This window comes from Achromobacter veterisilvae (assembly GCF_900496975.1).
Classification (GTDB): Bacteria; Pseudomonadota; Gammaproteobacteria; order Burkholderiales; family Burkholderiaceae_B; genus Achromobacter; species Achromobacter veterisilvae.
This window is the reverse complement of sequence record NZ_UFQC01000050.1, coordinates 19076-42337: the sequence shown is the minus strand read 5'-3', so window position 1 is coordinate 42337 and position 23262 is coordinate 19076. Positions and strand designations below refer to the sequence as shown.

At 69.4% G+C, this 23262-nt stretch carries 25 protein-coding genes and 1 pseudogene; 8 read left to right on the top strand and 18 right to left on the bottom strand.

The window, feature by feature from the left end; translation table 11 throughout:
* Positions 1-73 precede the first annotated feature (73 nt).
* The 6 genes from AVE30378_RS29070 to AVE30378_RS29050 all read right to left on the bottom strand — a co-directional run bounded on the left by AVE30378_RS29070 (position 74) and on the right by AVE30378_RS29050 (position 4748).
* Positions 74-1126, bottom strand: a complete 1053-nt coding sequence (locus tag AVE30378_RS29070; RefSeq protein ID WP_165360340.1) for an L-threonylcarbamoyladenylate synthase — start codon at positions 1124-1126, stop codon at positions 74-76.
* A gap of 9 nt (positions 1127-1135) precedes the next feature.
* Positions 1136-2326: a 5-(carboxyamino)imidazole ribonucleotide synthase gene (locus AVE30378_RS29065; protein WP_129246173.1), complete on the bottom strand. Its 1191-nt coding sequence runs from the start codon at positions 2324-2326 to the stop codon at positions 1136-1138.
* A gap of 5 nt (positions 2327-2331) precedes the next feature.
* Positions 2332-2853, bottom strand: coding sequence for a 5-(carboxyamino)imidazole ribonucleotide mutase (gene purE, locus AVE30378_RS29060; protein WP_165360339.1), 522 nt, complete (start codon positions 2851-2853; stop codon positions 2332-2334).
* A 103-nt stretch (positions 2854-2956) separates the two neighbouring features.
* Positions 2957-3529, bottom strand: coding sequence for a disulfide bond formation protein B (locus AVE30378_RS29055; RefSeq protein ID WP_129246172.1), 573 nt, complete (start codon positions 3527-3529; stop codon positions 2957-2959).
* A gap of 10 nt (positions 3530-3539) precedes the next feature.
* Positions 3540-3698, bottom strand: coding sequence for a DUF5993 family protein (locus tag AVE30378_RS32670; RefSeq protein WP_043545931.1), 159 nt, complete (start codon positions 3696-3698; stop codon positions 3540-3542).
* A gap of 168 nt (positions 3699-3866) precedes the next feature.
* Positions 3867-4748: a phosphoribosylaminoimidazolesuccinocarboxamide synthase gene (locus AVE30378_RS29050; RefSeq protein WP_129246171.1), complete on the bottom strand. Its 882-nt coding sequence runs from the start codon at positions 4746-4748 to the stop codon at positions 3867-3869.
* A gap of 303 nt (positions 4749-5051) precedes the next feature.
* On the opposite strand from AVE30378_RS29050, the gene AVE30378_RS29045 reads away from it, so the two are divergent.
* On the top strand, positions 5052-5507 hold the full coding sequence (locus tag AVE30378_RS29045; protein ID WP_129246170.1) for a GFA family protein: 456 nt from the start codon (positions 5052-5054) through the stop codon (positions 5505-5507).
* Positions 5508-5574: 67 nt separating this feature from the next.
* Here AVE30378_RS29045 and fba read toward each other — a convergent pair whose 3' ends face one another.
* Positions 5575-6639 (bottom strand): class II fructose-bisphosphate aldolase, encoded by a 1065-nt coding sequence (gene fba, locus AVE30378_RS29040; protein ID WP_129246169.1) that lies wholly within the window; start codon positions 6637-6639, stop codon positions 5575-5577.
* Between the two features lie 193 nt (positions 6640-6832).
* Positions 6833-7732: an SMP-30/gluconolactonase/LRE family protein gene (locus tag AVE30378_RS29035; protein ID WP_129246168.1), complete on the bottom strand. Its 900-nt coding sequence runs from the start codon at positions 7730-7732 to the stop codon at positions 6833-6835.
* A gap of 314 nt (positions 7733-8046) precedes the next feature.
* Between AVE30378_RS29035 and AVE30378_RS29030 the strand changes: the two are divergent.
* Together AVE30378_RS29030 and AVE30378_RS29025 are read left to right on the top strand one after the other, a co-directional pair.
* A pseudogene (locus tag AVE30378_RS29030) lies at positions 8047-9347 on the top strand (dicarboxylate/amino acid:cation symporter).
* Between the two features lie 134 nt (positions 9348-9481).
* Positions 9482-9859 (top strand): hypothetical protein, encoded by a 378-nt coding sequence (locus AVE30378_RS29025; RefSeq protein WP_129246167.1) that lies wholly within the window; start codon positions 9482-9484, stop codon positions 9857-9859.
* A 16-nt stretch (positions 9860-9875) separates the two neighbouring features.
* Here the strand turns inward: AVE30378_RS29025 and AVE30378_RS29020 are convergent, their stop codons facing one another.
* The 9 genes from AVE30378_RS29020 to phnG all read right to left on the bottom strand — a co-directional run bounded on the left by AVE30378_RS29020 (position 9876) and on the right by phnG (position 16776).
* Positions 9876-10310, bottom strand: a complete 435-nt coding sequence (locus tag AVE30378_RS29020; RefSeq protein WP_129246166.1) for a hypothetical protein — start codon at positions 10308-10310, stop codon at positions 9876-9878.
* A gap of 105 nt (positions 10311-10415) precedes the next feature.
* Positions 10416-10958 carry an MOSC domain-containing protein gene (locus AVE30378_RS29015; protein WP_129246165.1) on the bottom strand — a complete coding sequence of 181 codons (543 nt, stop codon included), beginning with the start codon at positions 10956-10958 and terminating at the stop codon, positions 10416-10418.
* A gap of 21 nt (positions 10959-10979) precedes the next feature.
* Entirely contained in the window at positions 10980-12179 is a 1200-nt protein-coding gene (locus AVE30378_RS29010) for an alpha-D-ribose 1-methylphosphonate 5-triphosphate diphosphatase (RefSeq protein WP_129246164.1), read from the bottom strand.
* Between the two features lie 2 nt (positions 12180-12181).
* Positions 12182-12904, bottom strand: coding sequence for a phosphonate C-P lyase system protein PhnL (phnL, locus tag AVE30378_RS29005; RefSeq protein WP_129246163.1), 723 nt, complete (start codon positions 12902-12904; stop codon positions 12182-12184).
* A gap of 2 nt (positions 12905-12906) precedes the next feature.
* Positions 12907-13683: a phosphonate C-P lyase system protein PhnK gene (gene phnK / locus AVE30378_RS29000; RefSeq protein ID WP_129246162.1), complete on the bottom strand. Its 777-nt coding sequence runs from the start codon at positions 13681-13683 to the stop codon at positions 12907-12909.
* Complete coding sequence (locus tag AVE30378_RS28995) at positions 13680-14573, bottom strand: alpha-D-ribose 1-methylphosphonate 5-phosphate C-P-lyase PhnJ (RefSeq protein WP_129246160.1); 894 nt, start codon at positions 14571-14573, stop codon at positions 13680-13682. The genes phnK and AVE30378_RS28995 overlap by 4 nt, the downstream gene beginning before the upstream one ends.
* Positions 14570-15685 carry a carbon-phosphorus lyase complex subunit gene (locus tag AVE30378_RS28990; RefSeq protein WP_129246158.1) on the bottom strand — a complete coding sequence of 372 codons (1116 nt, stop codon included), beginning with the start codon at positions 15683-15685 and terminating at the stop codon, positions 14570-14572. The genes AVE30378_RS28995 and AVE30378_RS28990 overlap by 4 nt, the downstream gene beginning before the upstream one ends.
* A 1-nt stretch (position 15686) precedes the next feature.
* The gene (phnH, locus tag AVE30378_RS28985) at positions 15687-16304 is read right to left on the bottom strand and encodes a phosphonate C-P lyase system protein PhnH (RefSeq protein ID WP_129246156.1); all 618 of its coding nucleotides are present in this window, start codon (positions 16302-16304) and stop codon (positions 15687-15689) included.
* 1 nt (position 16305) lies between these two features.
* Positions 16306-16776, bottom strand: a complete 471-nt coding sequence (gene phnG, locus AVE30378_RS28980) for a phosphonate C-P lyase system protein PhnG (protein WP_129246153.1) — start codon at positions 16774-16776, stop codon at positions 16306-16308.
* Positions 16777-16959: 183 nt separating this feature from the next.
* Here phnG and phnF point away from each other — a divergent pair, with 183 nt between their 5' ends.
* From phnF to phnN, 4 genes are all read left to right on the top strand, one after another.
* Positions 16960-17682, top strand: a complete 723-nt coding sequence (phnF, locus tag AVE30378_RS28975; RefSeq protein ID WP_129246151.1) for a phosphonate metabolism transcriptional regulator PhnF — start codon at positions 16960-16962, stop codon at positions 17680-17682.
* A gap of 117 nt (positions 17683-17799) precedes the next feature.
* Complete coding sequence (locus tag AVE30378_RS28970; protein ID WP_129246149.1) at positions 17800-18999, top strand: alpha-D-ribose 1-methylphosphonate 5-triphosphate diphosphatase; 1200 nt, start codon at positions 17800-17802, stop codon at positions 18997-18999.
* 9 nt (positions 19000-19008) lie between these two features.
* Positions 19009-19752, top strand: a complete 744-nt coding sequence (locus tag AVE30378_RS28965) for a DUF1045 domain-containing protein (protein ID WP_129246147.1) — start codon at positions 19009-19011, stop codon at positions 19750-19752.
* Positions 19749-20351, top strand: a complete 603-nt coding sequence (gene phnN, locus AVE30378_RS28960) for a phosphonate metabolism protein/1,5-bisphosphokinase (PRPP-forming) PhnN (RefSeq protein WP_129246145.1) — start codon at positions 19749-19751, stop codon at positions 20349-20351. Before AVE30378_RS28965 ends, phnN begins: the two co-directional genes overlap by 4 nt.
* Positions 20352-20361: 10 nt before the next feature.
* Here the strand turns inward: phnN and AVE30378_RS28955 are convergent, their stop codons facing one another.
* Entirely contained in the window at positions 20362-21309 is a 948-nt protein-coding gene (locus AVE30378_RS28955) for a LysR family transcriptional regulator (protein ID WP_129246143.1), read from the bottom strand.
* A 104-nt stretch (positions 21310-21413) separates the two neighbouring features.
* On the opposite strand from AVE30378_RS28955, the gene AVE30378_RS28950 reads away from it, so the two are divergent.
* The gene (locus tag AVE30378_RS28950; RefSeq protein WP_129246141.1) at positions 21414-23249 is read left to right on the top strand and encodes a gamma-glutamyltransferase family protein; all 1836 of its coding nucleotides are present in this window, start codon (positions 21414-21416) and stop codon (positions 23247-23249) included.
* Positions 23250-23262: the final 13 nt, after the last annotated feature.

Sequence of the window (23262 nt, the reverse complement as noted above, 5' to 3'; positions counted from 1 at the left end):
CGTATGGAAATCACGCAAACCCTTCGACCAAGAACTCTTCCTGGCCAAGCAGGCTTGCGTGAAACCATAGAATCTACAAATCCGTCGTGTCCAGCGTGAAGGCCGCGGCGGCGCGGCCGATGCGGTCGTTGACCGCGTGCCACGCATCGGTGGCCGGAGGCGCCTGCACGATGATGCGCGCATAGCCCTGCTTGTCCAGATCGCGCAGCAGGCCATACAGCGCCTGCGCGTAGCGCGCAGGATCGGCGGGCACGGGTTGCCATTGCACCCGGGGATCGAGCACGGCCGGCGCCGGGCCGTAGGCCACAACCACCACCCGGCCTTCGGGCAGGCCGCGGCCCTGCGCCACGTCGCTCATGCGCGCGTCGGACGCCAGTTCCAGCGCGGTGCGCGGGGCGTAGTGCGCCTTCAGCGTGCCCGAGGCGCGCGGCGCGGCGGCGTCCGGCGCGAACACCTGCACGCCCAGCACGGCTTCGATCTGCGCGGCGCTGATGTGGCCGGGACGCAGCAGCACCGGGCCGGCGCCGCGGTCCAGGCGCGACAGGTCGAGGATGGTGGATTCGATGCCCACTTCCGACGCTCCGCCTTCCAGCACCGGCATGCCGGCGGCGACCTCTTCGGGGAATTCGCCGCGGACGTGTTCGGCCCGCGTGGGCGACACCTGGCCGAATTTGTTGGCCGACGGCGCGGCCACGCCGCCCTGCCCGTTCGGCTTGCCCGCGGCGAAGGCCGCCAGGAGCGCCTGCGCCACGGGATGCGACGGGCAGCGGATGCCGATGCTGTCCTGCCCGCCGCTCACCGTATCGGCGATGCGCGGGGCGCGCTTGAGGATCAGGGTCAAGGGGCCGGGCCAGAACGCGTCGATCAGCAGGCGCGCCTCCGGCGGCACTTCCGCCGCCCAGTACGACACGTCGCCTTGCGGCGCGATGTGCACGATGACGGGATGATTCGAAGGCCGGCCCTTGGCCGCGTAGATCCTGGCCACCGCCTGCGGGTTTTCGGCGTCCGCGCCCAGGCCGTAGACGGTCTCGGTGGGAAACGCGGCCAATTCGCCGTCCAGCAGGCGCTGGGCGGCCTGGGCGATCTCCGCGGCGCTGGCGGAACCTGGGGTGGACAAGGCGTTCATCCGGCGCGCTTACTCGGGAGCCTGCATGCCCAGCGCCGCCGCCACGCGGGCGGCGTCGTCGCGGGCCTGCTGCACGGTGGGCGCCACGATGGTGATGTGGCCCATCTTGCGGCCGCGGCGCGCTTCGCGCTTGCCGTACAGATGGAGCTTGGCCGTGGGCACCGCCAGCGCGGCCGGCCAGTCGGGCTCGCGCTGCGCCGTCGCGGCGGCCGACGGATACCAGATGTCGCCCAGGAGGTTCAGCATGACCGCGGGCGCCAGCAGGTCGGTGCCGCCCAGCGGCAGGCCGGCCATGGCGCGCGCCTGCTGCTCGAACTGGCTGGTGAGGCAGGCGTCCATCGTGTAGTGGCCGCTATTGTGCGGACGCGGCGCGATTTCGTTGACGATCAGGCTGCCGTCCTTGAGCACGAAGAATTCCACGCACAGCACGCCGTGGTAGCCCAGGCCCTGCGCAATGGATTGCGCCGCCCGCGTCGCGCGGGCCTGGCGTTCGGCATGGGCCGCGTCCTGCTGGACCGGCGCGGCGGTGGAGACCGCCAGGATGCCGTCGCGGTGCACGTTGCGCGCCACGGGAAACACCACGCTGGCGCCGTCGAAGCCGCGCGCGAGCACCACCGAGATCTCGTAGTCCAGGGGCATCAGCGCTTCCAGCACGCAGGCCACGCCGCCGAATTCGGCGAAAGCGGCCAGCGCTTCCTCGCGCGTGCCGATGCGGGCCTGGCCCTTGCCGTCGTAGCCCAGGCGGGCCACTTTCAGGATGCCGGGGAACAGGCTGTCCGGCGCGGCGCGCAGGTCGGCTTCGCTGCGGATGGCCGCGTGCGGCGCCACGGGAATGCCCTGCGATGCGATGAAGGTCTTTTCGGCGATGCGGTCCTGCACGATGGCCACGGCGTCCCCGGCGGGGCTCACGCGGCAGCGGGTGGCAAGGGTGCGCAGGCTGTCGGCGGGCACGTTCTCGAATTCGGTCGTCACGGCCTGACAGGTCTGGGCAAGGCGGGCCAGGCCGTCCTCGTCGTCGTAGGCGGCCTGGATGTGCAGGTCGGCCACCATGCCGGCCGGGCATTCCGCCGCCGGATCCAGCACGGCGACCTTGTAGCCCAGGCTTTGCGCCGCATGGCAGAACATGCGGCCCAACTGGCCGCCCCCCAGCAAGCCCAGCCAGCCGCCGGGCGCGATCGTGAAAGCAGTGGATTGAGTCATTCTGGTCAGGCCTCGGGCGGAACCTTCATGTCGCGCGCGGCCTGCGTCTGGCGGGCGCGGAACGCCACCAGCTTCTTGTGCAGGCCGGCGTCGGTGCCCGCCAGGGTGGCGATCACGTGCAGCGCCGCGTTGGCGGCCCCGGCCTCGCCGATGGCGAAGGTGGCCACCGGCACGCCCTTGGGCATCTGCACGATCGACAGCAGCGAGTCCTCGCCGCGCAGGTACTTGGACGGCACCGGCACGCCGAACACCGGCACTTCGGTCAGCGCCGCCATCATGCCCGGCAGATGCGCCGCGCCGCCGGCGCCGGCGATGATGCCGCGCAGGCCGCGCCCATGCGCGGCGGCGCCGTAGTCGGCCATGTCCTGCGGCATGCGGTGCGCGGAAATCACGCGCGCCTCGCAGGGCACGCCGAAGTCCTCCAGCATGGTGACCGCGTGCTTCATGACCTCCCAATCGCTGGAAGAACCCATAATCACGCCCACCACTGGGGTGGCCTCTGCCGCTGCGGAAGTCTTGGCTGTCATAACCGGTGTCTGAATGTTGAGCCCGCGGCGCCGGGCCGCGGAAAGTCGGAGGACCGCGGAACCAGGCCGCGAAACCGGGTATTTTAACCGGGAGGGCGAACGGCTATCGCGACGCGCCGGAATCCAGCCACAGATAGGTGGTGGGATCGTCCGGGCAAGGCCCGAAGCCGCACTCCAGCGTCGTGCTGCCGACGTTGCCCAGCGTCACGATGAGAAACAGGACCATGACCAGGACGCCCAGGGCCGACACCGGCTTTTTCAGCATGCTGTCGCCCCACTTGCGGTCGACCGACAGCATCACGGCGCAGAACGCGATGATGGCCGCGAAGGCGATGAATGCCCAGGTGTAGAAGTGCAGGCCCAGCAGCGGCGCGCCGTAGCCGGGATCGCCCGGCGCGATGTGCAGGAGCACCTGCCGGCCCGAGACCAGCATGCCGCCCAGCGCGGCCGCGATGCTCATCGCGTAGTGCATCGGAGATGGGCCCAGCCGCAGGTTCAGCAGGAACCCCACGCCGGCCAGGACCAGGGCGACGCGCTGCAGCAGGCACAACGGGCACGGCAGTTCGTCGTAGACGAACTGCCAGAAGAACGCCATGCCCAGGGCGGCGGTGACGCCCAGCAGCGCCAGGCCGTTCAGAATGCGGGAGCCGCGCGCGGGATTGCGGGAAAAGATCATCGTCCGACCCTTAGAACGACAGCGCCAGCGGGCTGGTCATGTGGTATTGGCACCAGGCGGCGAAGATCGCCAGGGTGAGCAGCCAGAAGGTCACGCAGGGGCGGCGCTTTCCAAGCATCCCGAACCACACGGCGACCAGGCCGGTCAGGAAAGGCAACATCATTACCATGCGTAGCGCTCCTTTCTGGGACGTCCCGATACAAGCAGCGGAAAAGTATACCGTAACAATCAGCAATAAATCCTATCGAATACCCGGGGCGTGTCCACGCGCCCGCCGCGGACGAAAAAAAACCGCTCGGCGCCGAGCGGCTTTCTTCTGCCTGGAAAGGCGGCCCGGTCAGGCGACCAGGCGGTCCAGGGCTTCGCGGTACTTGGCGGCCGTCTTTTCCAGCACGTCCTTGGGCAGGCGCGGCGCGGGCGGCGTCTTGTCCCAGGGCTGGGTTTCCAGCCAGTCGCGCACGAACTGCTTGTCGAACGACGGGGGGCTGATGCCCACGCGGTAGCCGTCGGCCGGCCAGAAGCGCGAGGAATCGGGCGTCAGCACTTCGTCCATCAGGTACAGCGTGCCGTCGTCGTCCAGGCCGAATTCGAACTTGGTGTCGGCGATGATGATGCCCTTGGTGGCCGCGAACTTCGCCGCCTCGGCGTACAGCTTGAGCGTCACGTCGCGGATGCGTTCCGCCATTTCCTGGCCGACTTCCTTGACCACGTGGGCGAAGTCCACGTTTTCGTCGTGCATGCCGAATTCGGCCTTGGCCGCCGGCGTGAAAATGGGTTCGGGCAACTGGCTGGCCTGCTGCAGGCCGGCCGGCAGTTGGATGCCGCAGACCGATCCCGTGGCCTGGTAGTCCTTCCAGCCCGAGCCGATCAGGTAGCCGCGGGCGACAGCTTCCACCAGGATGGGCTTCAGGCGCTTGACCACGACGGCCCGGCCGCGCACCTGCTCCACTTCGTCCGGCGCCACCACGTCTTCGGGCTTCACGCCGGTGGAGTGGTTCGGCAGGATGTGGGCCAGCTTCTGCAGCCAGAATTCGGTCAGCTCGGTCAGCACCTGCCCCTTGCCGGGGATGGGGTCGTCGAGGATCACGTCGAAGGCGGAGATGCGATCCGACGCGACGATCAGCAACTTGTCGTCGCCCACCGCGTACATATCGCGCACCTTACCGCGGCCCAGCAGCGGCAAGGACTTGATGCTGGATTGATGCAAAGCAGAAGTCACGGGAAATGGCCTATGGCAATAATGAAGATTCCCGCCTCGGGCAGGCGCCAGGGCGGGAAGTAGAACGGGATCCGGGAACCGCGGGGCAAGGCCGGCGCGGGGCGCGGGTCCTGCAAAGCGCATAGGTTACTGCAAATGGGCCCGCTTTGCCGGACGCCCGGAAGGGTCTGGCAGCCCGCCCGCCCCTCGACGCCGCCGGGCGCGCGGGTTAGGCTGTGGTCTCCCACTATGCGCGCCGACCGCCGCTGGCGTTACGGCGCTGACCCTAGGGCCCGTTCACCCCAAGCCCGGAGACAAAGCCGTATGCAGGACGCTATCCTCAAACGCACCGCCCGCGCCGACGCGCAGGTGCATCTCACCGGCGGCTGTCAGTGCGGAGCCATCCGCTACGCCGTCACCGACGAGCCGATCTCGGCCGCCACCTGTCATTGCCGGGACTGCCAGTATTCCAGCGGCGGCGCCCCGGCCCATGCGCTGATCTTCCCCGCCGGCTCCGTCACACTCCTGCGCGGCCGCGCCAAGGAACACCGCTACCGGGGCGATTCGGGCCACACCGTCATGCGCAGCTTCTGCGCGGACTGCGGCACGCCGCTGTTCGGCGGGTCCGAGGGCATGGGATACGAAGTCGTGCGGGCCGGCTCGCTGGACGACCCCGAGGCCTTCCACGCCCAGGTCAGCCTTTGGACCGACTCCGCCCCGTCCTGGCACCACGTGGACCGCGGCGTGCCGCACTTCCCCCGCAACTCCCCGCCGGCCTAGCAAGAACGGTTGCAAAAAAAAGGGGCGGGTCCGCAAGGACCCACCCCTTTTTACCCTGGACGGGTGCTTACTGGACGACCTGGGCCAGCTTGCCCGAGGCGTACTGCGCGGCGATGTCGGTCAGCGGCAGCGCCTTGATCTTGCTGGCGTTGCCGGCGGTGCCGAATTCCGTGTAGCGGGCGACACAGATGGCCTTGGCGGCGGCGCGGGCCGGCTTCAGGTATTCGCGCGGGTCGAACTTTTCCGGGTTTTCGGCGAAGAAGCGGCGGATCGCGCCGGTCATGGCCAGGCGGATATCGGTGTCGATATTGATCTTGCGCACGCCGTACTTGATGGCTTCCTGGATTTCCTCGACGGGAACGCCGTAGGTTTCCTTCATGTTGCCGCCGAATTCGCGGATCTCGGCCAGCAGTTCCTGCGGCACGCTGGAGCTGCCGTGCATCACCAGGTGGGTGTTGGGCAGGCGGGCGTGGATTTCCTTGATGCGGGAGATCGACAGGATGTCGCCGGTGGGCTTGCGCGTGAACTTGTAGGCGCCGTGGCTGGTGCCGATGGCGATGGCCAGCGCGTCCAATTGGGTCTTGCGCACGAAATCGGCCGCCTGTTCCGGATCGGTCAGCAACTGGTCCATGGTCAGCTTGCCGTCGGCGCCGTGGCCGTCTTCCTTGTCGCCCTGCATGGTTTCCAGCGAACCCAGGCAGCCCAGTTCGCCTTCGACCGTCACGCCCAGCTTGTGCGCGATGTCCACGACCTTCTTGGTCACGTCCACGTTGTAGTCGTAGTCGGCGATGGTCTTGCCGTCTTCCTTGAGCGAGCCGTCCATCATGACGCTGGAGAAGCCCAGGTCGATGGCGCCCTGGCAGACCTTGGGCGACTGGCCGTGGTCCTGGTGCATGACCACGGGGATGTGCGGATAGGATTCCACGGCGGCCTGGATCAGGTACTTCAGGAAGCCTTCGCCCGCGTACTTGCGCGCGCCGGCCGAGGCCTGCATGATCACCGGGCTGTCGGTCTCCGCAGCGGCTTCCATGATGGCCTGGACCTGCTCCAGGTTGTTGACGTTGAAAGCAGGGATGCCGTAGCCGTGCTCGGCGGCGTGGTCGAGCAACTGGCGCATGGAGACTAGGGCCATGAGTGGTCCTCCTTAGGTACTGTCTATTGAAAGATGGTTGAAGTCCTGCTGAATGGTGTGATTTTACGGGGGATTCGACGAAAGGTCTTGCAACCGCCGGTATCCAGGCCATTCGGCTTGCGCCGAAGGATGCAAACCGCCCCGGCGCCTCCGTCCGGACGGGGGATGGCGCGGCGGGGCGGGCGAATTCCGGCTACGGCCTGCCGGCGTGCGGCACGTCCACCCGCGTCATCAGGATCCGCGCCTCGGGCCTGGCCCTGCGGTTGGCCTCGATGAAGTCCGGGGCCGCCGCCATGAACAGGCTGCGGCCGTCCGGGCCGCCCAGGGCGGCCGCGAAGATGCCGAATTCGCCGGTGTCGATCTGCTCAAGTATCCTGCCGCCGCGCGCCACGCGCACGATGCGCTTGCCGATGGCGTCGGCCACCCACAGCGCCCCTTCCGCGTCCAGCGCGCCGCCGTCGGGTCCGATGGCCGACGCGGCGATCAGGACGCCCAGGTCGTCGCTGTCCGGCAGCGCGCCGAAGTCCGCCCAGTCGCGGCGCGGCCCCAGTCCCCCGTCGGGCAGGATGTCGAATTCGGAAATGCGGTTGCCGAAGGTTTCGTTGACGATCATGGTCTTGCCGTCCGGCGTGATGAAGGAGCCGTTGGGGAAACACAGCCCGTCGGCCACCACCCGCGCGGCGCCGTCGGGATCCACCCGCACGATCGTCGTATTGCGCACGGGCGCGCCGCCCATCAGGTCGAAGCCGAAATTGCCCACATAGGCCCGGCCCTGCGCGTCCACCACCATGTCGTTGATATGTCCCCCCGTCAGCGCGGACAGGTCGGCGTGCACGGCGAGCGAGCCGTCCGGTTCCCGGCGCAGGAGCTTGCGGTCCTTCATGGAGGCGATGAGCAGGCGGCCGTCCGGCAGCCAGCCCAGCCCGGACGGCTGCTGCGGCACCTGGCAGATCCGTTCGACCTTGCCGTCCAGGTCCACGGCGATGACCTGCTCGGTATAGAAGTCCGACGCCCACAGGCGGTTCTCGTGCCAGCGCAGCCCCTCCAGGTAGGTGTAACCGGACGCCAGCACGGACAGTTCGCGTTTCAGCATTGCCTAGTCTCCTTTTTTTTGTCACCGGACGGCCATTCTGGCATGGCGGCGGACGATCGCGCCGCGGTTCCAAATTGATACAAATCCGGGGCTGGCGCGCCTGCCGGGCGTCCGCGGGGCGCGCCGGCGCCGGCCCTGGCATTGCTGACAACTGGCTGTCAGGTTTGCGGCGTTAACATCGCGCCCCAAGGGTAAACCCGTAGCCGCGGGGGACGCCCCGGCATGTCTGTCATTGGACCCGCAAGCCCGCCCCATGCCGGCGGACCCGGCCCCCCGCGGGGCCAGGCATGGGGCCGCCGTTTTCCGTTTTGATCATGAACACTAAGAAGCTGACGCGTTACATCGGCATCGCCATGGTGCTGGGCATCGTGGTGGGCTACTTCTGCAACAACCACGCGCAGAACCCGCAAGAGGCGCGCAGATCGCCTCGTATTTCAGCCTCGTCACCGACATTTTCCTGCGCATGATCAAGATGATCATCGCCCCGCTGGTGTTCGCCACCCTGGTGACCGGCCTGGCCAGCATGAGCGACGCCAGCGCCGTGGGCCGCATCGGCATGCGCGCGATGATCTGGTTCATCGCCGCCTCGGCCATTTCGCTGCTGCTGGGGCTGGCGCTGGTCAACCTGTTCCAGCCGGGCGCGCACCTGAACATGGCCCTGCCGGACGCCGGCGCCACCTCCGGCCTGAAGACGGGCGATTTCACGCTCAAGGCCTTCATCGCCCACGTGTTCCCCCGCAGCATCGCCGAGGCGATGGCCACCAACGAGATCCTGCAGATCCTGGTGTTCTCGCTGTTCTTCGGCGCGGCGCTGTCGTTCATCCGCGGCAAGAGCCACGACACCCTCTACAACATGATCGACGAGCTTGCGAAGATCATGTTCCGGGTCACCGACTACGTCATGCGCTTCGCGCCGCTGGGCGTGTTCGCGGCCATGGCCGCCGCCATCACGACCGAAGGGCTGGGCGTGCTGGTCAGCTACGGCAAGCTGATAGGCGAGTTCTACCTGGGCCTGGCGCTGCTGTGGGCGGTTCTTTTCTCGGTCGGCTACCTGTTCCTGGGCAAGTCCGCCATCCGGCTGGGCGGCCTGATCAAGGAACCCACGCTGCTGGCCTTCTCGACGGCCAGCAGCGAATCGGCCTATCCCAAGACCATCGAGGCGCTCACGCGCTTCGGCGTGCCCAAGCGCATTTCGGGCTTCGTCCTGCCGCTGGGCTATTCCTTCAATCTGGACGGCTCGATGATGTACCAGTCCTTCGCGGTGCTGTTCATCGCGCAGGCCTACAACATCGAGATGAGCTTCACGCAGCAACTGACGCTGCTGCTGGTGCTGATGGTGACCAGCAAGGGCATGGCCGGCGTGGCGCGCGCGTCGCTGGTCGTCGTCGCCGCGACGCTGCCGATGTTCCATCTTCCGGAAGCCGGCCTGCTGCTGATCATGGGCATCGACCAGTTCTTCGACATGGGCCGCACGGCCACCAACGTGGTGGGCAACAGCCTGGCCACCGCCGTCATCTCCAAGCTGGAAGGCAAGCAGGAAGCGCCCGGCGCGCAAGCCGCGTCCATCGCGCCCGACGAGCCCCCCGCCGTCCAGCCCGCGAGCCAGCGGGCGTAGGCGGAAAGCGGGCCGCAAGGCCCGATTTCCTGGGGCCGGCCCGGCTTGACCGGCACCACCGCCGGGAGCAACATATAAGCCCTTTGCCCGACATACCGGCGCGGCGCGCGATCGCCCCGCGCCCTTCGCAAGCCATGATCTCCACACGCCTGCGCTGCACCCTGGCGGCCCTCGCGCTGATGGCCGCCGCACCCGCCTCGCATGCCTGGACGCGCATTTCCTGCGACCTGGGCGGCACCGTGGCCAACCTGCCGGAACAAATGCGCCAGTACCGCGTCGACGGCACGGAGATCACGCAACTGATGTTCAGGCTGAAGGTCAGCAGCGCGGACATTCCCGAAGGCGCCCGCGCCGATACCGATTGCACCGAATTCCTCGACCGGGAGATCGACGTGGTGCTGGAGAACGCCGGCGCCCGCGCCGTGCGCAAGGGCAAGCCCCTGAAGCTGCGGTACCGCTACGACGATTCGCTGGGCCAGGCCCAGGCGACGCGGTTCGAGCTGGTCCGCTAGGGCCTGCCGGACGGCGTCAGTCGTTCACCGAGCAGGAGACCGGCGCGCCGTCCTCGAATTCGACGTCGTACGTGTGCACCGGATCCCAAGGCAGCGTGAACCACAGTTCGTAGCCGTCGCCGTCCTCGTCGAACAGCCACAAGGCCCGCAGCACGGCCTTTTCCGCCATGGCCTCGGCGGTTTCCTCCGGCAGCAACTGGCTGTCTTCCAGCCCGAGCTTCTTGTAGTGTTCGTAGGAGTAGTTGTCGAGCAGGAAATCGGCGGCGGCGACGATTTGCTCGTCGAGGTTGTCGATGATGGCCTTGACCACCTTGGAAGCGCCGCTCGAGGGTTCCTCGCCATCGGTCTGGATCATGACGTGGATAGGCGGACGCCCCTCGCCCACGGCGACGTTTTCGGCCGCCCACAGATCGGGTTCTTCGGGATCCTGGGTGAAATTGAATCGTGCCATCGAGCGCTCCGGAAAATGGGGTCGCCGTCCGCGGGAAATGCGGCAGCGTTCTTGCCGCCATTTAACCAGATGCGCGGCGCCGCGTCCGTCTCCGTCCGAGATGTTTCAGACACGCTCCAGCGGCAGATGCGGCAAGGCGGGCAGCGCGACACGGATGGAATCGCCCGCGCGCACCTCGCCGCCCTCGATCACAATGCCCATCACGCCCGCCCGGCGCATCAGGCTGCCGTCGGGATGGCGGCCCAGCACGGCGGCGGTCAGGCCCTTCTGGTAGTTGTCCAATTGCGCGCAGGGATTGCGCAGACCGGTGATCTCCACGACCGCGCCCTCGCCGATATGCAGCCTGGCGCCCCGCGGCAGGCCCAGCAGGTCGATGCCGCGGGTGGTGATGTTCTCGCCCATCGTGCCTTCCGCCACGTTGAAGCCGGCAAGCTGAAGCTCGTCGTGCAGCTCGCCGTGGATCAGGTGCACCTGCCGCAGATTGGGCTGCGTCGGATCGGCCTTGACGCGGGAGCGGTGCCTGACGGTAACGCCGAGATGGGCGTCGCCCTCCACGCCCAGCCCCTTCAGCAGCACGATGGCCGGCACGACCGGCTTGCTGAACGAATGCGCCGCGCTGCGCGCCACGGCGGTCACGATGGAACTCATCGCATCTCTCCAGGAGCGGCCTCAGGCCGCCAGGCCTTGCGGCTCGGCCAGCCGGGGCTCGCTCGCGCGCATGGGCGGATAGTGCGTCGAGAATACCAGCCGGCCGGCCGACCAGGTATGGCTGACCAGGGGCTGCCCGCCCACTTGCGCCACCGCCACCAGGTCGGCGCGCAGGCCCGGCGCGATGCGGCCGCGGTCCGACAGGCCGCAGGCCTGCGCCGGATTCAGGGTGACCAGCGCGGCCGCCTGCGGCAGCGTCAGGTCGGTCTGCGCCGCCACCGCGAAGGCCGCGGCGATCAGCGCGGAAGGCTGGTAGTCCGAGCACAGGCAGCTCGCCACGCCCGCGCGGACGGCGTCGATGGCGCGCATGGAGCCGCTCTGGCTCTGCCCGCGCAGCACGTTGGGCGCGCCCAGGATGGTGGGCAGCCCGCAGGACACCGCGGCGCGCGCGGTATCCAGCGTGATGGGGAACTCGCTCATCGCCACGCCCAGGTTGCGCATGGTGGCGATCCGGTGGATCGAGTCGTCGTCATGGCTGGCGGTGGGGATGCCCAGCGCCCGGGCGTGCGACAGCAGCGCCTCCACCCGCGCCACCGCGCCGTCCCGGGCGTGGGTCTTGGCCTGCGCGGCCTCTTCGGCCTGCTCGCGGCTCATGGCGTGGTTGCCCATCATGTACTGCAAGTAGGACTCCAGGGTCTTGAACTGCCCCTGGCCCGGCGAATGGTCCATCACCGACAGCAGGTCCACCGCGCCCTCGTCCATCAGGGCGCGCAGCACGCCCACCGAGGTGGCGTCGGTGACTTCGTAGCGGCAATGCACGCGGTTGTCGACCAGGCTGTGCCGGCGGAAGGCGCGCACCGTGCGCACCACTTCCGCCGCCGTCTGGTTGTTGCGCACGCCCCATTCGCTATTGGCGAACGACAGCGCGTGATACGGCGTGGTGATGCCCGCGGCGGCATTGCGGCGGTCCACCTGGGCCACCGCGAAGTCCAGCGGGAAGAGCACGCGCGAACGCGGCTCGGCCTCTTTTTCGATCGCGTCGCAATGCAGGTCGACCAGGCCCGGCAGCAGGGTCTGGCCGCCCAGGTCGATCTCGCGGCCGGCGCGCGCGCCGGCCGGCTCGATGGCGACGATGCGGCCGTCGTCGATCAGCACGGCGCTGTCCTCCAGGACGCGGTCGGGCATCACCACGCGGGCATGGGTGAGGTAGGTGCTTTGCATGCTCATTGCTCCAGTTCGGCCGCGGCCGCCAGCGCGGGGCGCAGTTCCAGGGTCTGGGTGGCGACGGCGTCGCGGACCTCGGCGTCGTGGAAGATGCCCAGCAGGCAGCGGCCCTGGGCGCGGGCCTCGCGGATCAGCTCGATCACCACCTGGCGGTTGTCGGCGTCCAGCGACGCGGTGGGTTCGTCCAGCAGCAGGATGGGATGGCGGGCGATGAAGCCGCGCGCGATGTTCACCCGCTGCTGTTCGCCGCCGGAAAAAGTGGCCGGGGCCAGCCCCCACAGCCGGGCGGGCACGTTCAGGCGCTGCAGCAGCGCGGCGGCCCGGCCGCGGGCCGCTTCCGGCTCCACGCCGGCCGCGCGCAGCGGCTCGGCCACCACGTCCAGCGCGGCCACCCGCGGAATCACCCGCAGGAACTGGCTGACGTAGCCGATCGTGTCCCGGCGCAAGGCCAGAATGCGCTGCTCGGGAGCGCCCACCAGTTCGACCCACTGGTCCCCCGACCGCACGCGGATGCTGCCTTCGGTGGCGAGGTAGTTGCCGTAGAGGCAGCGCAGCAGCGTGCTCTTGCCGGTGCCCGACGGTCCGGCGAGCACCAGGCAGTCGCCGGCCGAGGCGTCGAAGTCGACCGCGTCGAGCACCGGCAGGCGCATGCCGCCCTGGTTATGCAGGGTGAACATCTTTCCGAGGCCCCGCACCTCGATCATGGGTATCGTTGCGCTCATCGTCAGCTCTGCAAAATGGAGGACACCAGCAATTGGGTGTAGGGATGCTGCGGGTCGTCGAGGATCTGGTCGGTCAGCCCGCTTTCCACGACCTCGCCACCGCGCATGACCAGGGTGCGGTGCGCCAGCAGGCGCGCGACGGCCAGGTCGTGCGTCACGACGATGGCGGCCAGGCCCAGGTCGGTCACCAGTTGGCGCAGCAGGTCCAGCAGGCGCGCCTGCACCGACACGTCGAGCGACGCGGTGGGCTCGTCCATGAACACCAGGCGGGGATGCGTCACCAGGTTGCGGGCGATCTGCAGGCGCTGCTGCATGCCGCCGGAAAACGACACGGGCGTGTCGTCCAGCCGGCCCGCGTCGATCTCCATCTTGTGCAGCCAGTTGCCCGCCACCCGGCGCAGTTCGCCGTAGTGCCGGTCGCCGACGGCCATCAGGCGTTCCGCGATGTTGGCGCCCGCGCTGACCTGCATGCGCAGGCCGTCGCGGGCGTTCTGCCGCACGAAGCCCCAATCGGTGCGCGACAGCAGGCGCAGGCGCGCGCCCGGCAGCGCGGCCAGGTCGGTGAAGCCCTGGTCGCGGGTGTCGTACCAGACGCTGCCCGCGTCCGGCCGGGTCTGGTACGAGACCGCCGACAGCAGCGTGCTCTTGCCCGAGCCGGACTCGCCGACCACGCACAGCACTTCGCCGGGATAAAGGTCGAAACTGACGTCGCGGCAGCCGTGCACGCCGTCCCAGGTGCGCGTCATGTTCCGCACGGAAAGCAAAGGTTGGGCGTTCATGCGGCGGCCTCGTCCAGGGAGCGGTCCGGGCGCCGCGGCGCCTGGCGGTTGTTGCAGTATTCGGTGTCCGAGCAGACGTAGCGGCGCGTGCCCGCGTCGTCCAGGATGATCTCGTCCAGGTAGCTCTCGCGCGAACCGCAAAGGTCGCAGCACTCGGTCCAGGTCTCCACCCGGAAGGGGTGGTCTTCGAAGTCCAGGCTCTTCACGCGGGTGTACGGCGGCACCGCGTAGACCCGCTTTTCGCGGCCCGCGCCGAACAGCATCAGCGCGGGGCTTCCGTCCAGCTTGGGGTTGTCGAACTTGGGGATCGGCGAGGGCCGCATCATGTAGCGGTCGTTCACGATGACGGGGTAGTCGTAGGTGGTGGCGATGTGGCCGTGCTGCGCGATGTCTTCGTACAGCTTGACGTGCATGCCGCCGTATTCGGCCAGCGCGTGCATGGTGCGCGTCTCGGTCTCGCTGGGTTCGAGCCAGCGCAGCGGCTCGGGGATCGGCACCTGGAACACCATGATCTGTCCCGCCGCCAGGGGCGTCTCGGGGATGCGGTGGCGCGTCTGCACGATGGTGGCCGCCCGCGTGGATTCCGTCGTGGCCACGCCCGTGACGCGGCCGAAGAAGCGCCGGATGTTGATGGCGTTGGTGGTGTCGTCCGAGCCCTGGTCGATCACCTTGAGCACGTCGCCGCCGCCGATGATGGCGGCGGTGACCTGGATGCCGCCCGTGCCCCAGCCGTAGGGCAGCGGCATTTCGCGGCTGCCGAACGGCACCTGGTAGCCGGGAATGGCGACGGCCTTGAGCAAGGCGCGGCGCAGCATGCGCTTGGTGGATTCGTCCAGGTAGGCGAAGTTGTAGTGGTCGTCGCGTTCGACCGTTGCGTGTTGCGTCGTCATGGGGAAACCGCCTCGTCCATCAGTTCGTTGTGCGCGGCCTCGGGCGCGGCCCGCTCGGCGCGCATCCGGCGCAGCAATTCCAGGTTGGCCTGGAAGTCCACGTAGTGCGGCAGCTTCAAGTGCTGCACGAAGCCCGACGCCTCGACGTTGTCACTGTGGTACAGCACGAATTCATGGTCGTTGGCCGGGGAATCGGCGCGTTCGCCCAGTTCGCCCGCCTTCAGGGCGCGGTCCACCAGCGCCATCGACATGGACTTGCGCTCGCCGTAGCCGAACGTCAGCCCGTAGCCCCGGGTGAACTTCGGGCCTTCCTCGGCGTTGCCCGCGAACTGGCTGACCATCTGGCATTCGGTGATCTCGATCTCGCCCACGGTGACGGCGAAGCCGAGTTCCTCGATGTGCATTTCCACTTCCAGCGCGCCGTAGCGGATCTCGGCCGCGAAGGGGTGGGTGTTGCCGTAGCCGCGCTGCGTGGAATAGCCCATCGACAGCAGGAAGCCTTCGTCGGCGCGCGCCAGGTTCTGCAGGCGCGCGGCGCGCGACGCCGGAAAGTCCAGCGGCTGCCGCGTGAGGTCGAAGGGCTCGGGATCGCCTTCCGGCACCGGCTCGGCGTCGATCAGGTCGTCTTGCGCCAGCAGGTCGGTCACGCGTGGCATGGCGCTGTCCAGGGCCTCCTCGCCCGGAGGCAGGGCGTCGGCCTCGCGCTGCGCCAGCAGCGAAAAGTCCAGCAGGCGCTGGGTGTAGTCGTAGGTGGGGCCCAGGATCTGGCCGCCGGGCACGTCCTTGAAGGTGGACGAGATCCGGCGCCGCAGGCGCATGCGGCCCGTGTCGATCGGCTGCGTGTACCCATAGCGCGACAGGGTCGTGCGATAGGCGCGCAGCAGGAACACGGCCTCGATCACGTCGCCGGCCGCCTGCTTGAGCGCCAGCGCCGCCAGTTGCGGATCGTAGAGCGAGCCTTCGGCCATGACGCGGGACACGGCCAGCGGCATTTGTTCGCGGATCTGGTCCAGCTCCAGCTCGGGCACCTCGCGGTCGCCTCGGCGGTAGTCGTCCAGCATGCGGTAGGAATTGAGGATGGCGCGTTCGCCCCCTTTCACGGCTACGTACATGTCAGTTCTCCAGGCGCGTGCTGCGCGGCAGCCCGCAAATCCGCCGGCCCTGCGTCAGGAACACGTCGACGCCCAGCGGAAACCGTTGATGGTTGATGCGCCATTCGCGCCAGAACCCCTCCGGCAGGCCGGCGGCGGCCAGGGTCTGCCGCGTCTGGATGCCCGGGCCGCTCAGGACGGCTTGCGGCCCCGCGTCCAGCGATTCGACCTCGATCAGCAAGGTGGTCGATTGATCGGGATAGGCGGGGTCGCCCTGATGGCAGGACGACAGCGCGGGCGCGGCGAAGCCGGCCGGCACCGCGGCGAAGCGGGCCAGGGACGGCGACGGCACGATGGGGCAGGCGCAATGGAAGCGCAGGAAGGCGAGCGTTTCGGCGCTGGCGGATTCGGGCAGCCACAGCGGCGTGTCCACGTCCACCAGCGTCAGCAGCAAGGCGGCCATGGCGGGCGACAGGCCCTCCGGCACGCCGCTGCCGGCCAGGATTTCGCAGATGCGGCCCGGATGGGCCAGCGCGTCCAGCGCGGCGCGGAATGTGGCCTGCGCATCGCCGACCGGATCCTCGAAACCGGGAAGCAGCGTCCGGCCCGAGGCCGCGACGGCCAGTGTCTGTCGTTCCATGTCAGTCCTCGCCTCGCACCATCGTGAAGAATTCCACCTTGGTCTGCGCCGCCACGCGGGCCTGGCGCTCGACCTTTTTGGCATGCAGGCGCGCCAGCGGCGCGATGAGCCGCTCCTGCACCGTTTCGCGCCATTCGGGCATCTGCAGCAGGGCGTCGGCCACCGCGGCCTGTTCCGCGTGGCGCAGCGAACGGCCTTGCACGTAGGCCACGCCGACCACACCCTCGCCCATCGTCACCGCGCAACGTGTCACGGTCATTTCGCCCAGATTGAAGCGGGCGCCCGTGCCGCCGCTGCGGGCGCGCACCATGGCCATGCCGGTCTGGGCCGGCCGCAGCGTCCGGTGCCCGGGCACGCCGGACAATGCGCCGAAGGCGCCGTCCAGCGCGCCGGGGTCCGCCAGCGCCAACACGCGCATCCAGGCCGCGCGCCGGGCGCTGGCCGCATCCTGTCCTGCCTGTGGGTGATCCATTTTTTCCTCTAAACGTCTAGACGACCGGATGGAGTATGATCGCTTCGAAAGGCAAGTTCAACAGCCTGGCGTGAATTTTTGATGACAGCGGCGGCATGCGCGCGACGCCTTTGCGGCGCCCGCGGCATCGGGCACAATCGGGGCCATTCTTGACGAGCGGATATGACAGCACGAGCGCACCCTATGGTTGAAAGAGGTTCCGGCATCGCCGTCTGGCGGCAAATCGGCGAATCGCTTGCGGACGACATCCGCAACAAACTCTATGCGGCGGGGGAACAGCTTCCCTCCGAACCCGAGCTGGCCGCCAGGTTCTCGGTCAACCGCCACACCATCCGGCGCGCCATGGGCGAGCTTGAGCAAAGCGGGCTGGTCAGGATCGAACAGGGCCGCGGCACCTTCGTCCAGGAACACGCCATCGACTACGCCATCGGCAAGCGCACGCGCTTTTCCGAGAACCTGCGCAGCCAGGGCATGCTGGGCCACCAGGAGGTGCTGGGCAGCCAGTCGCTGCGCGCGGCCGATATCGCCAAGCACCTGGGGCTTGCCCGCAGCGCGCCGCTATTGCGCGTGCAGATCGTGGGCAAGGCCGAGAACCGCCCCATCAGCACCTCGGAACACTATTTCGACGAAAAGCGTTTCCCCGATTTCGCGCAGCGGCTGGCGGCGCTGCGCTCCATCTCCAAGGTCTACGCGCACTACGGCATCGGCGACTACACCCGGAAGTGGTCGCGCATCACCGCCGTCCTGCCCTCGCCCGAAACCGCCCGGCTGCTGGGCCAGCCCAAGACCCGCCCCATCCTCCAGATCGAAGCCTTGAACGTGGACCAGGAGGGCGCCCCCCTGCAATACAGCATCGCCCATTTCGTGGGCGACCTGGTGCAACTGATGGTGGCGGACGACGGCTGAGGCCGGCGCAGGAGCCCGGCCGCCCGCCACCATGGCGCGGCGGCCTTTCGCAATCGCCGCAACCCGCCGAACTCATCTAGACATCTGGTTGTAATGCAACCCCGCTAAGGTCGCATCATGAATACACGCACACACGCCCCCTCGCCCCTGGCCGGTGTCACAGGCCAGCGCATCCTGACGCCGCGCGGCGTCCAACACGCCAGCCTGCGCTTCCATGGCGGGCTGATCGACGACTCGGCCGCTCCCGCCGCCCGGGGCGCCTCCTGGTTCGACGCCGGAGACCTGCTGGTGCTTCCGGGCATCGTGGACCTGCATGGCGACGCCTTCGAGCGGGCCATCATGCCGCGGCCCAGCGTGACCTTCCCCTACGAAGGCGCGCTGTCCGACGTGGACCGCCAGTTGCTGGCCAACGGCATCACCACCGAATTCCACGGCGTCACGCTGTCCTGGGAAGGCGGATTGCGCGGCGAGAGCTACGCCCAGCGCATGTTCGACGCCCTGGAAAGCATGCGCCCCCTCATGGGCGCGCGGCACTACGTGCACCTGCGTTTCGAGACGCATCACGTGGGCGGGCTGGACGTCGCGCGGCAATGGATACGCGACGGCCGCGTGCGCTTCCTGGCGCTGAACGACCACCTGCCCAGCATGGCGCGGCGCCTGGGCGACGAGCGCAAGCTCATGCAGTACGCCAACCGCGCGGAATGCGACCTCGACGTCTTCCAGGACCGCATCCGGGCAGCGATGGCGGCGGCGGACTGCGTGGCCGACGCCATGCGCGAACTGACCGCCTGCGCGCGGGAAGCCGGCCTGAGGGTGGCGTCGCACGACGACCCCGACGCCGCCACGCGCCGCTACTACCATCAACTGGGTTGCGGCGTGGCGGAATTTCCGCTGACCCGCGATGCCGCCGGCGTCGCGCGCGACCTGGGGAACTCCGTGGTCTTCGGCGCGCCCAACGTGGTGCGCGGCGGCAGCCACACCGGCGCGCCCAGCGCCGCCGAAATGGTCCGCGCGGGCCTGTGCGACGTGCTGACCTCCGACTACTACTACCCCGCCCCGCTCGCCGCCGCCCTGAAGCTGGCCGCCGACGGCGTGCTGCCGCTGGCGCGGGCCTGGGACCTGGTGTCGCTGAATCCGGCGCGCGCCGCCGGCCTCCAGGACCGCGGCGCGCTGGCGCCGGGCCTGATCGCCGACGCGATCGTGGTGGACGACCAGGTGCCGGGGCTGCCCCGCGTCTGCGCGGCGATCGTCGGCGGTGAACTGCGCTACGCCAGCCGCGCCTTCGGCGATGGCCGCGACCAGCGCATGGCGGCCTGAGGGGTGACCATGGCCCTTGCCCATCGCTACGCCCTGTACCTCGCCCCCACCGGCCCCTGGCGCGAACACGGCAGCCGCTGGCTGGGCCGCTGCGCCGACACCGGCGAGGCGCTGCCGCCGCTGCCGGGGCAGGCCGAATGCTCGCGCGAATGGACGCGGGCTCCGCGCCACTACGGCCTGCATGCGACCCTGAAGCCGCCCTTCCGCCTGCGCGAGGGCGCGAGCCCCCTGGAAGTGGACGCGGCCGCGCGCCGGCTGGCCGAAGGCGGCAGCCCGTTCGCGCTGGAACTGGAATGCGAACCGCTGCGTGGCTTCCTGGCCTGGCGCATCGCCGACGCGGACGAACCGGGCCGGGCCCGCATCCAGGCCCTGGCCGACGCGGCCGTGCGCGACCTGGATCCCTTGCGCGCCCCACCCACGCCCGAGGAAACCGCGCGCCGCCGGCCGCAGTCGCTCACGCCCGCGCAGCAGGCCATGCTGGCGCGCTGGGGCTACCCCTATGTGTTCGACACCTACACCTTCCACATCACGCTGACGGGCAAGCTGGAAGGCGACGCGCTGGCGCGGGCGCGGGCCGGCATCGCGGCCTTCGCCGACCCGCTGCGCGGGCAGGCCATGGCCGTGCCCGGCGTCAGCGTCTACGTGCAGGCCGCGCCGGGCGCGGATTTCGTCGCGGCGCGGCACTACCATTTCGACGGCGCCTGCGTGGACGCCGCGGGCGCCGCCTACCTGCAAGGGCCGGCGGCGGCATGAACGCCCCCGCCCCCGCCGACGGCGCGCGCCTGATCTACCTGATGGGCGCCTCGGGCAGCGGCAAGGACACGCTCCTGCGCCTGTTGCGCGCCTGCCTGCGCGGCGGCGAACCCGTGCTGGTGGCGCACCGCTACATCACGCGCGACAGCGGCGACAGCGAAGACGCGCTGCGCCTGACGGACGAAGAATTCCTCCGCCGCGCCGCGCTGGGCTGCTTCGCGCTGCGCTGGCGCAGCCATGGCCTGCACTACGGCATCGGCATCGAAATAGACGCCTGGCTTTCCCGCGGCGCGGCCGTCATCGTCAACGGCTCGCGCGCGCACCTGGAACAGGCCCATGCGCGCTATCCGGCGTTGACGGCGGTGGAGGTCGCGGTCGATCCCGCGGTGCTCGCCCGCCGGCTGGCCGGCCGCGGACGCGAAAGCGCGGAACAGATCGCGCAGCGGCTGTCGCGCGCCACGCAGGCGTTCCCGGTGCCGCCGGGGTGCCGGCCGTTGCGAATCGACAACGACGGCGCCCCGGAGACCGCGGCCGCCGCGCTGCTGGACATCGCGCGCGCGAAGCTCAGGCCGGTCGTCGCCTGGCGCGAACAGGCTTGAGCGGCGCGGTTCAGCCCGGACCGGCCGCGTCGCCGCACAAATCCAGCAGGATGTCGGAAAAATGCGCCTCGGCCGCCAGCGGCTGCTCGCGCCTGCGCCGGATCAGGTTGATGGGCGGCAGCTCCCAGCCGAAGTCCCAGGGCACCATCCCCAGCTTGCCGCGCTGGCACAGTTCGCGCGCGATCTCTTCGGGCACCACGGAAACGAAGGTTTCGTTCATGGTCAGCATGCCTTCGATCACGTCCGTCGAGTAGGCCTCCAGCACGGGGGACGGCGGGCTCACTTCCTCGCGGATGAAGTGCTCCACGATCAGTTGCCGCGTAGGCGTGTTGGCCGCGGGCAGCACCCAGTCCATCGCCGCCACGGCCGCCCAGTCCGGCCGGCGCCGCGCCAGCCGCTGGGCCAGCGGGCCATGCGCGATCAACCGCGGCCGCTGGCGGTACAGCGCGCGGTGGATCAGGTCGTCGTGCGCCACCGTCGACGTGGCGCGGCTGATGATGCAATCCAGTTCGTGCTGGCGCAGCATGGGAACAAGGTGGTCGGTCGTGGCGCGGTGCAGGCTCAGCGTCACCCCGTGGCGCTGGTGCAGGCGGCTGATCGCCGCCGTCAGCAGGGCGCTGGACACGTAGGGCACCACGCCCACGTGCAGATGCGCCGAACGGCCGGCATGCAGGGCCTCGACTTCGCGCCCCCACAGATCGAGGTCGCTGAGCATGTGGCGCGCGCGCACCAGGGCCAGGCTGCCCAGGGAAGTGGGCTGCAGGCCGCGCCCGGTGCGCACGAATAGCGGCGCCCCGAAGATGTCCTCGAGTTCCGCCAGCGCCTTGGTGACCGCCGGCTGGCTGATGCCGGCCGCCGCCGCCACGCGCGTGAGCGACCCGTGCCTGGCGATGTCGATCAGCAACGCCAGATGGCGGTGCTTCAGGCGGTTGGCGAGACGGGCTGCATCCCAGTTCACGATCTTTCCCTATAACCAGTTGGTTATTCAATTATGCCAACAAACATGAATCCAGTTATTTCACGATCCTATACTGCAAGCATCCCGTTGCCTGGAACTCTCCCATGAGCGCCTCGTTCACCACCCGCCCCGAAATATGCGGCACCTTCGGCGTGGTTTCGTCCACCCACTGGCTCGCCACGCAAGTGGCCATGGGCGTGCTGGAGCGCGGCGGCAACGCCTACGACGCCGCCGTGGCGGGCGGTTTCACCCTGCAGATCGTGGAACCGCACCTGAACGGGCCCGGCGGCGAGGTGCCCATCCTGTTCTGGAGCGAACGTGAACAGCGCATGCGCGCCCTGTGCGGCCAGGGCCCCGCGCCGGCGCTGGCCACGCCGGCCTATTTCCGGAACCTGGGCCTGGACCTGGTGCCCGGCATCGGCCTGCTGCCGGCCACGGTGCCCGGCGCATTCGGCGCCTGGCTGACCTTGCTGCGCGACTACGGCACCTGGGAACTGGCCGACGTGCTGCGCCCGGCCATCGGCTATGCGCGCAACGGCTTTCCGCTGGTGCCACGCATCTCCCAGGCCATCCTGGCGGTGCAGGCGCTGTTCCGCCAGGAATGGACCAGCTCGCGCGACGTCTGGCTGCCCGGCGGCCAGGTGCCGGCCCCGGGCGCGCTGTTCCGCACGCCCGCCATCGCGGCCACCTATACCCGTATCCTGGACGAGGCGCATGCCGCCGGCGCCGACCGCCGCGGCCGCATCGACGCGGCGCTGGACGTCTGGTACCGGGGCTTCGTGGCCGATGGCATCGACGCCTTCTACAGCCAGGAAGCGGTGCGCGACACGACCGGCCAGCGCAACCGCGGCCTGCTGCGCAAGTCCGACCTGGCCGACTGGCGCGCCACCTACGACGATCCTCTCACCGTGGATTACGGGCGCTACACCGTGGCCAAATGCGGCGTGTGGTCGCAGGGCCCGGTCCACCTGCAGCAACTGGCCATGCTGCGCCACCTCGGCATGGACGGCCTGGACCCGCAGTCGCCCGCCTTCGTGCACCGCATCGCCGAAGCGGCCAAGCTGGCGTTCGCCGACCGCTGCGCCTGGTACGGGGATCCGGACTTCGTGCAGGTGCCGCTGGCGGACCTGCTGAGCGACGCCTACGCGCGCTCGCGCGCGGCCGGCATCGGCGAACTCGCGTCCCGCGTGCTGCAGCCCGGCAGCCCCGGCGGCCTCGCGCCCCGGCTGCCGGACCTGGACGCCGCCGTCCGCACCCTGGCCGCTTCCGACACCCGCTTCGGCGTGGGCGAACCCACCTTCGCGGCGCTGCCGCCGGTCTCGGAGTGGGCCGCGCGCGAACTGTTCGTGGGGGACACCTGCCAGATCGACGTCATCGACCGCGACGGCAACATGGTGGCGGCCACGCCGTCGGGCGGCTGGCTGTCGTCCAGCCCCGTCGTGCCCGGTCTCGGCTTCCCGCTGACCACCCGCCTGCAGATGACCTGGCTGGACGACGGCGTGCCCGGGCAGTTGCAGCCCGGCAAGCGTCCCTGCACCACCCTGTCGCCGGGCCTGGCATTGCGCGACGGCCAGCCCTACATGGCCTTCGGCACGCCCGGCGGCGACCAGCAGGACCAGTGGACGGTGGCGTTCTTCCTGCGCCATGCCATGGGCATGAACCTGCAGGAGGCCATCGACGCGCCCTCCTGGCACATCGACCATTTCCCGGGATCGTTCTGGCCCCGCACGCAAACGCTGAACCGGCTGACGGTGGAGTCCCGCATGCCCGCCGCGACGCTGGACGCGCTGCGCGCCGCCGGCCACGACGTCAAGGCGGGCCCGGACTGGTCGGAAGGCCGCATCAGCGCCTGCACCCGGGAGCCCGCCGCCGGCGGCGGCCTGCTGCTGCGCGCGGGCGCCAATCCGCGCGGCATGCAAGGGTATGCCGCCGGGCGATGATGAATCCATTTCG

What these genes read in the sequence shown, in the direction of transcription:
- AVE30378_RS29015 (WP_129246165.1), bottom strand. Translation starts at nt 10,958, where the DNA reads ATGAGTTCCATCGTGACCGCCGTGGCGCGCAGCGCGGCGCATTCGTTC.
- AVE30378_RS28990 (WP_129246158.1), bottom strand. Translation starts at nt 15,685, where the DNA reads ATGTACGTAGCCGTGAAAGGGGGCGAACGCGCCATCCTCAATTCCTAC.
- AVE30378_RS29025 (WP_129246167.1), top strand. Translation starts at nt 9,482, where the DNA reads ATGATCTCCACACGCCTGCGCTGCACCCTGGCGGCCCTCGCGCTGATG.
- AVE30378_RS28965 (WP_129246147.1), top strand. Translation starts at nt 19,009, where the DNA reads ATGGCCCTTGCCCATCGCTACGCCCTGTACCTCGCCCCCACCGGCCCC.
- AVE30378_RS29010 (WP_129246164.1), bottom strand. Translation starts at nt 12,179, where the DNA reads ATGCAAAGCACCTACCTCACCCATGCCCGCGTGGTGATGCCCGACCGC.
- purE (WP_165360339.1), bottom strand. Translation starts at nt 2,853, where the DNA reads ATGACAGCCAAGACTTCCGCAGCGGCAGAGGCCACCCCAGTGGTGGGC.
- AVE30378_RS29045 (WP_129246170.1), top strand. Translation starts at nt 5,052, where the DNA reads ATGCAGGACGCTATCCTCAAACGCACCGCCCGCGCCGACGCGCAGGTG.
- AVE30378_RS28970 (WP_129246149.1), top strand. Translation starts at nt 17,800, where the DNA reads ATGAATACACGCACACACGCCCCCTCGCCCCTGGCCGGTGTCACAGGC.
- AVE30378_RS29070 (WP_165360340.1), bottom strand. Translation starts at nt 1,126, where the DNA reads ATGAACGCCTTGTCCACCCCAGGTTCCGCCAGCGCCGCGGAGATCGCC.
- phnK (WP_129246162.1), bottom strand. Translation starts at nt 13,683, where the DNA reads ATGAACGCCCAACCTTTGCTTTCCGTGCGGAACATGACGCGCACCTGG.
- AVE30378_RS28995 (WP_129246160.1), bottom strand. Translation starts at nt 14,573, where the DNA reads ATGACGACGCAACACGCAACGGTCGAACGCGACGACCACTACAACTTC.
- AVE30378_RS29065 (WP_129246173.1), bottom strand. Translation starts at nt 2,326, where the DNA reads ATGACTCAATCCACTGCTTTCACGATCGCGCCCGGCGGCTGGCTGGGC.
- AVE30378_RS29055 (WP_129246172.1), bottom strand. Translation starts at nt 3,529, where the DNA reads ATGATCTTTTCCCGCAATCCCGCGCGCGGCTCCCGCATTCTGAACGGC.
- phnL (WP_129246163.1), bottom strand. Translation starts at nt 12,904, where the DNA reads ATGAGCGCAACGATACCCATGATCGAGGTGCGGGGCCTCGGAAAGATG.
- phnN (WP_129246145.1), top strand. Translation starts at nt 19,749, where the DNA reads ATGAACGCCCCCGCCCCCGCCGACGGCGCGCGCCTGATCTACCTGATG.
- AVE30378_RS28950 (WP_129246141.1), top strand. Translation starts at nt 21,414, where the DNA reads ATGAGCGCCTCGTTCACCACCCGCCCCGAAATATGCGGCACCTTCGGC.
- phnF (WP_129246151.1), top strand. Translation starts at nt 16,960, where the DNA reads ATGGTTGAAAGAGGTTCCGGCATCGCCGTCTGGCGGCAAATCGGCGAA.
- AVE30378_RS29020 (WP_129246166.1), bottom strand. Translation starts at nt 10,310, where the DNA reads ATGGCACGATTCAATTTCACCCAGGATCCCGAAGAACCCGATCTGTGG.
- AVE30378_RS32670 (WP_043545931.1), bottom strand. Translation starts at nt 3,698, where the DNA reads ATGGTAATGATGTTGCCTTTCCTGACCGGCCTGGTCGCCGTGTGGTTC.
- AVE30378_RS29035 (WP_129246168.1), bottom strand. Translation starts at nt 7,732, where the DNA reads ATGCTGAAACGCGAACTGTCCGTGCTGGCGTCCGGTTACACCTACCTG.
- phnG (WP_129246153.1), bottom strand. Translation starts at nt 16,776, where the DNA reads ATGGATCACCCACAGGCAGGACAGGATGCGGCCAGCGCCCGGCGCGCG.
- phnH (WP_129246156.1), bottom strand. Translation starts at nt 16,304, where the DNA reads ATGGAACGACAGACACTGGCCGTCGCGGCCTCGGGCCGGACGCTGCTT.
- fba (WP_129246169.1), bottom strand. Translation starts at nt 6,639, where the DNA reads ATGGCCCTAGTCTCCATGCGCCAGTTGCTCGACCACGCCGCCGAGCAC.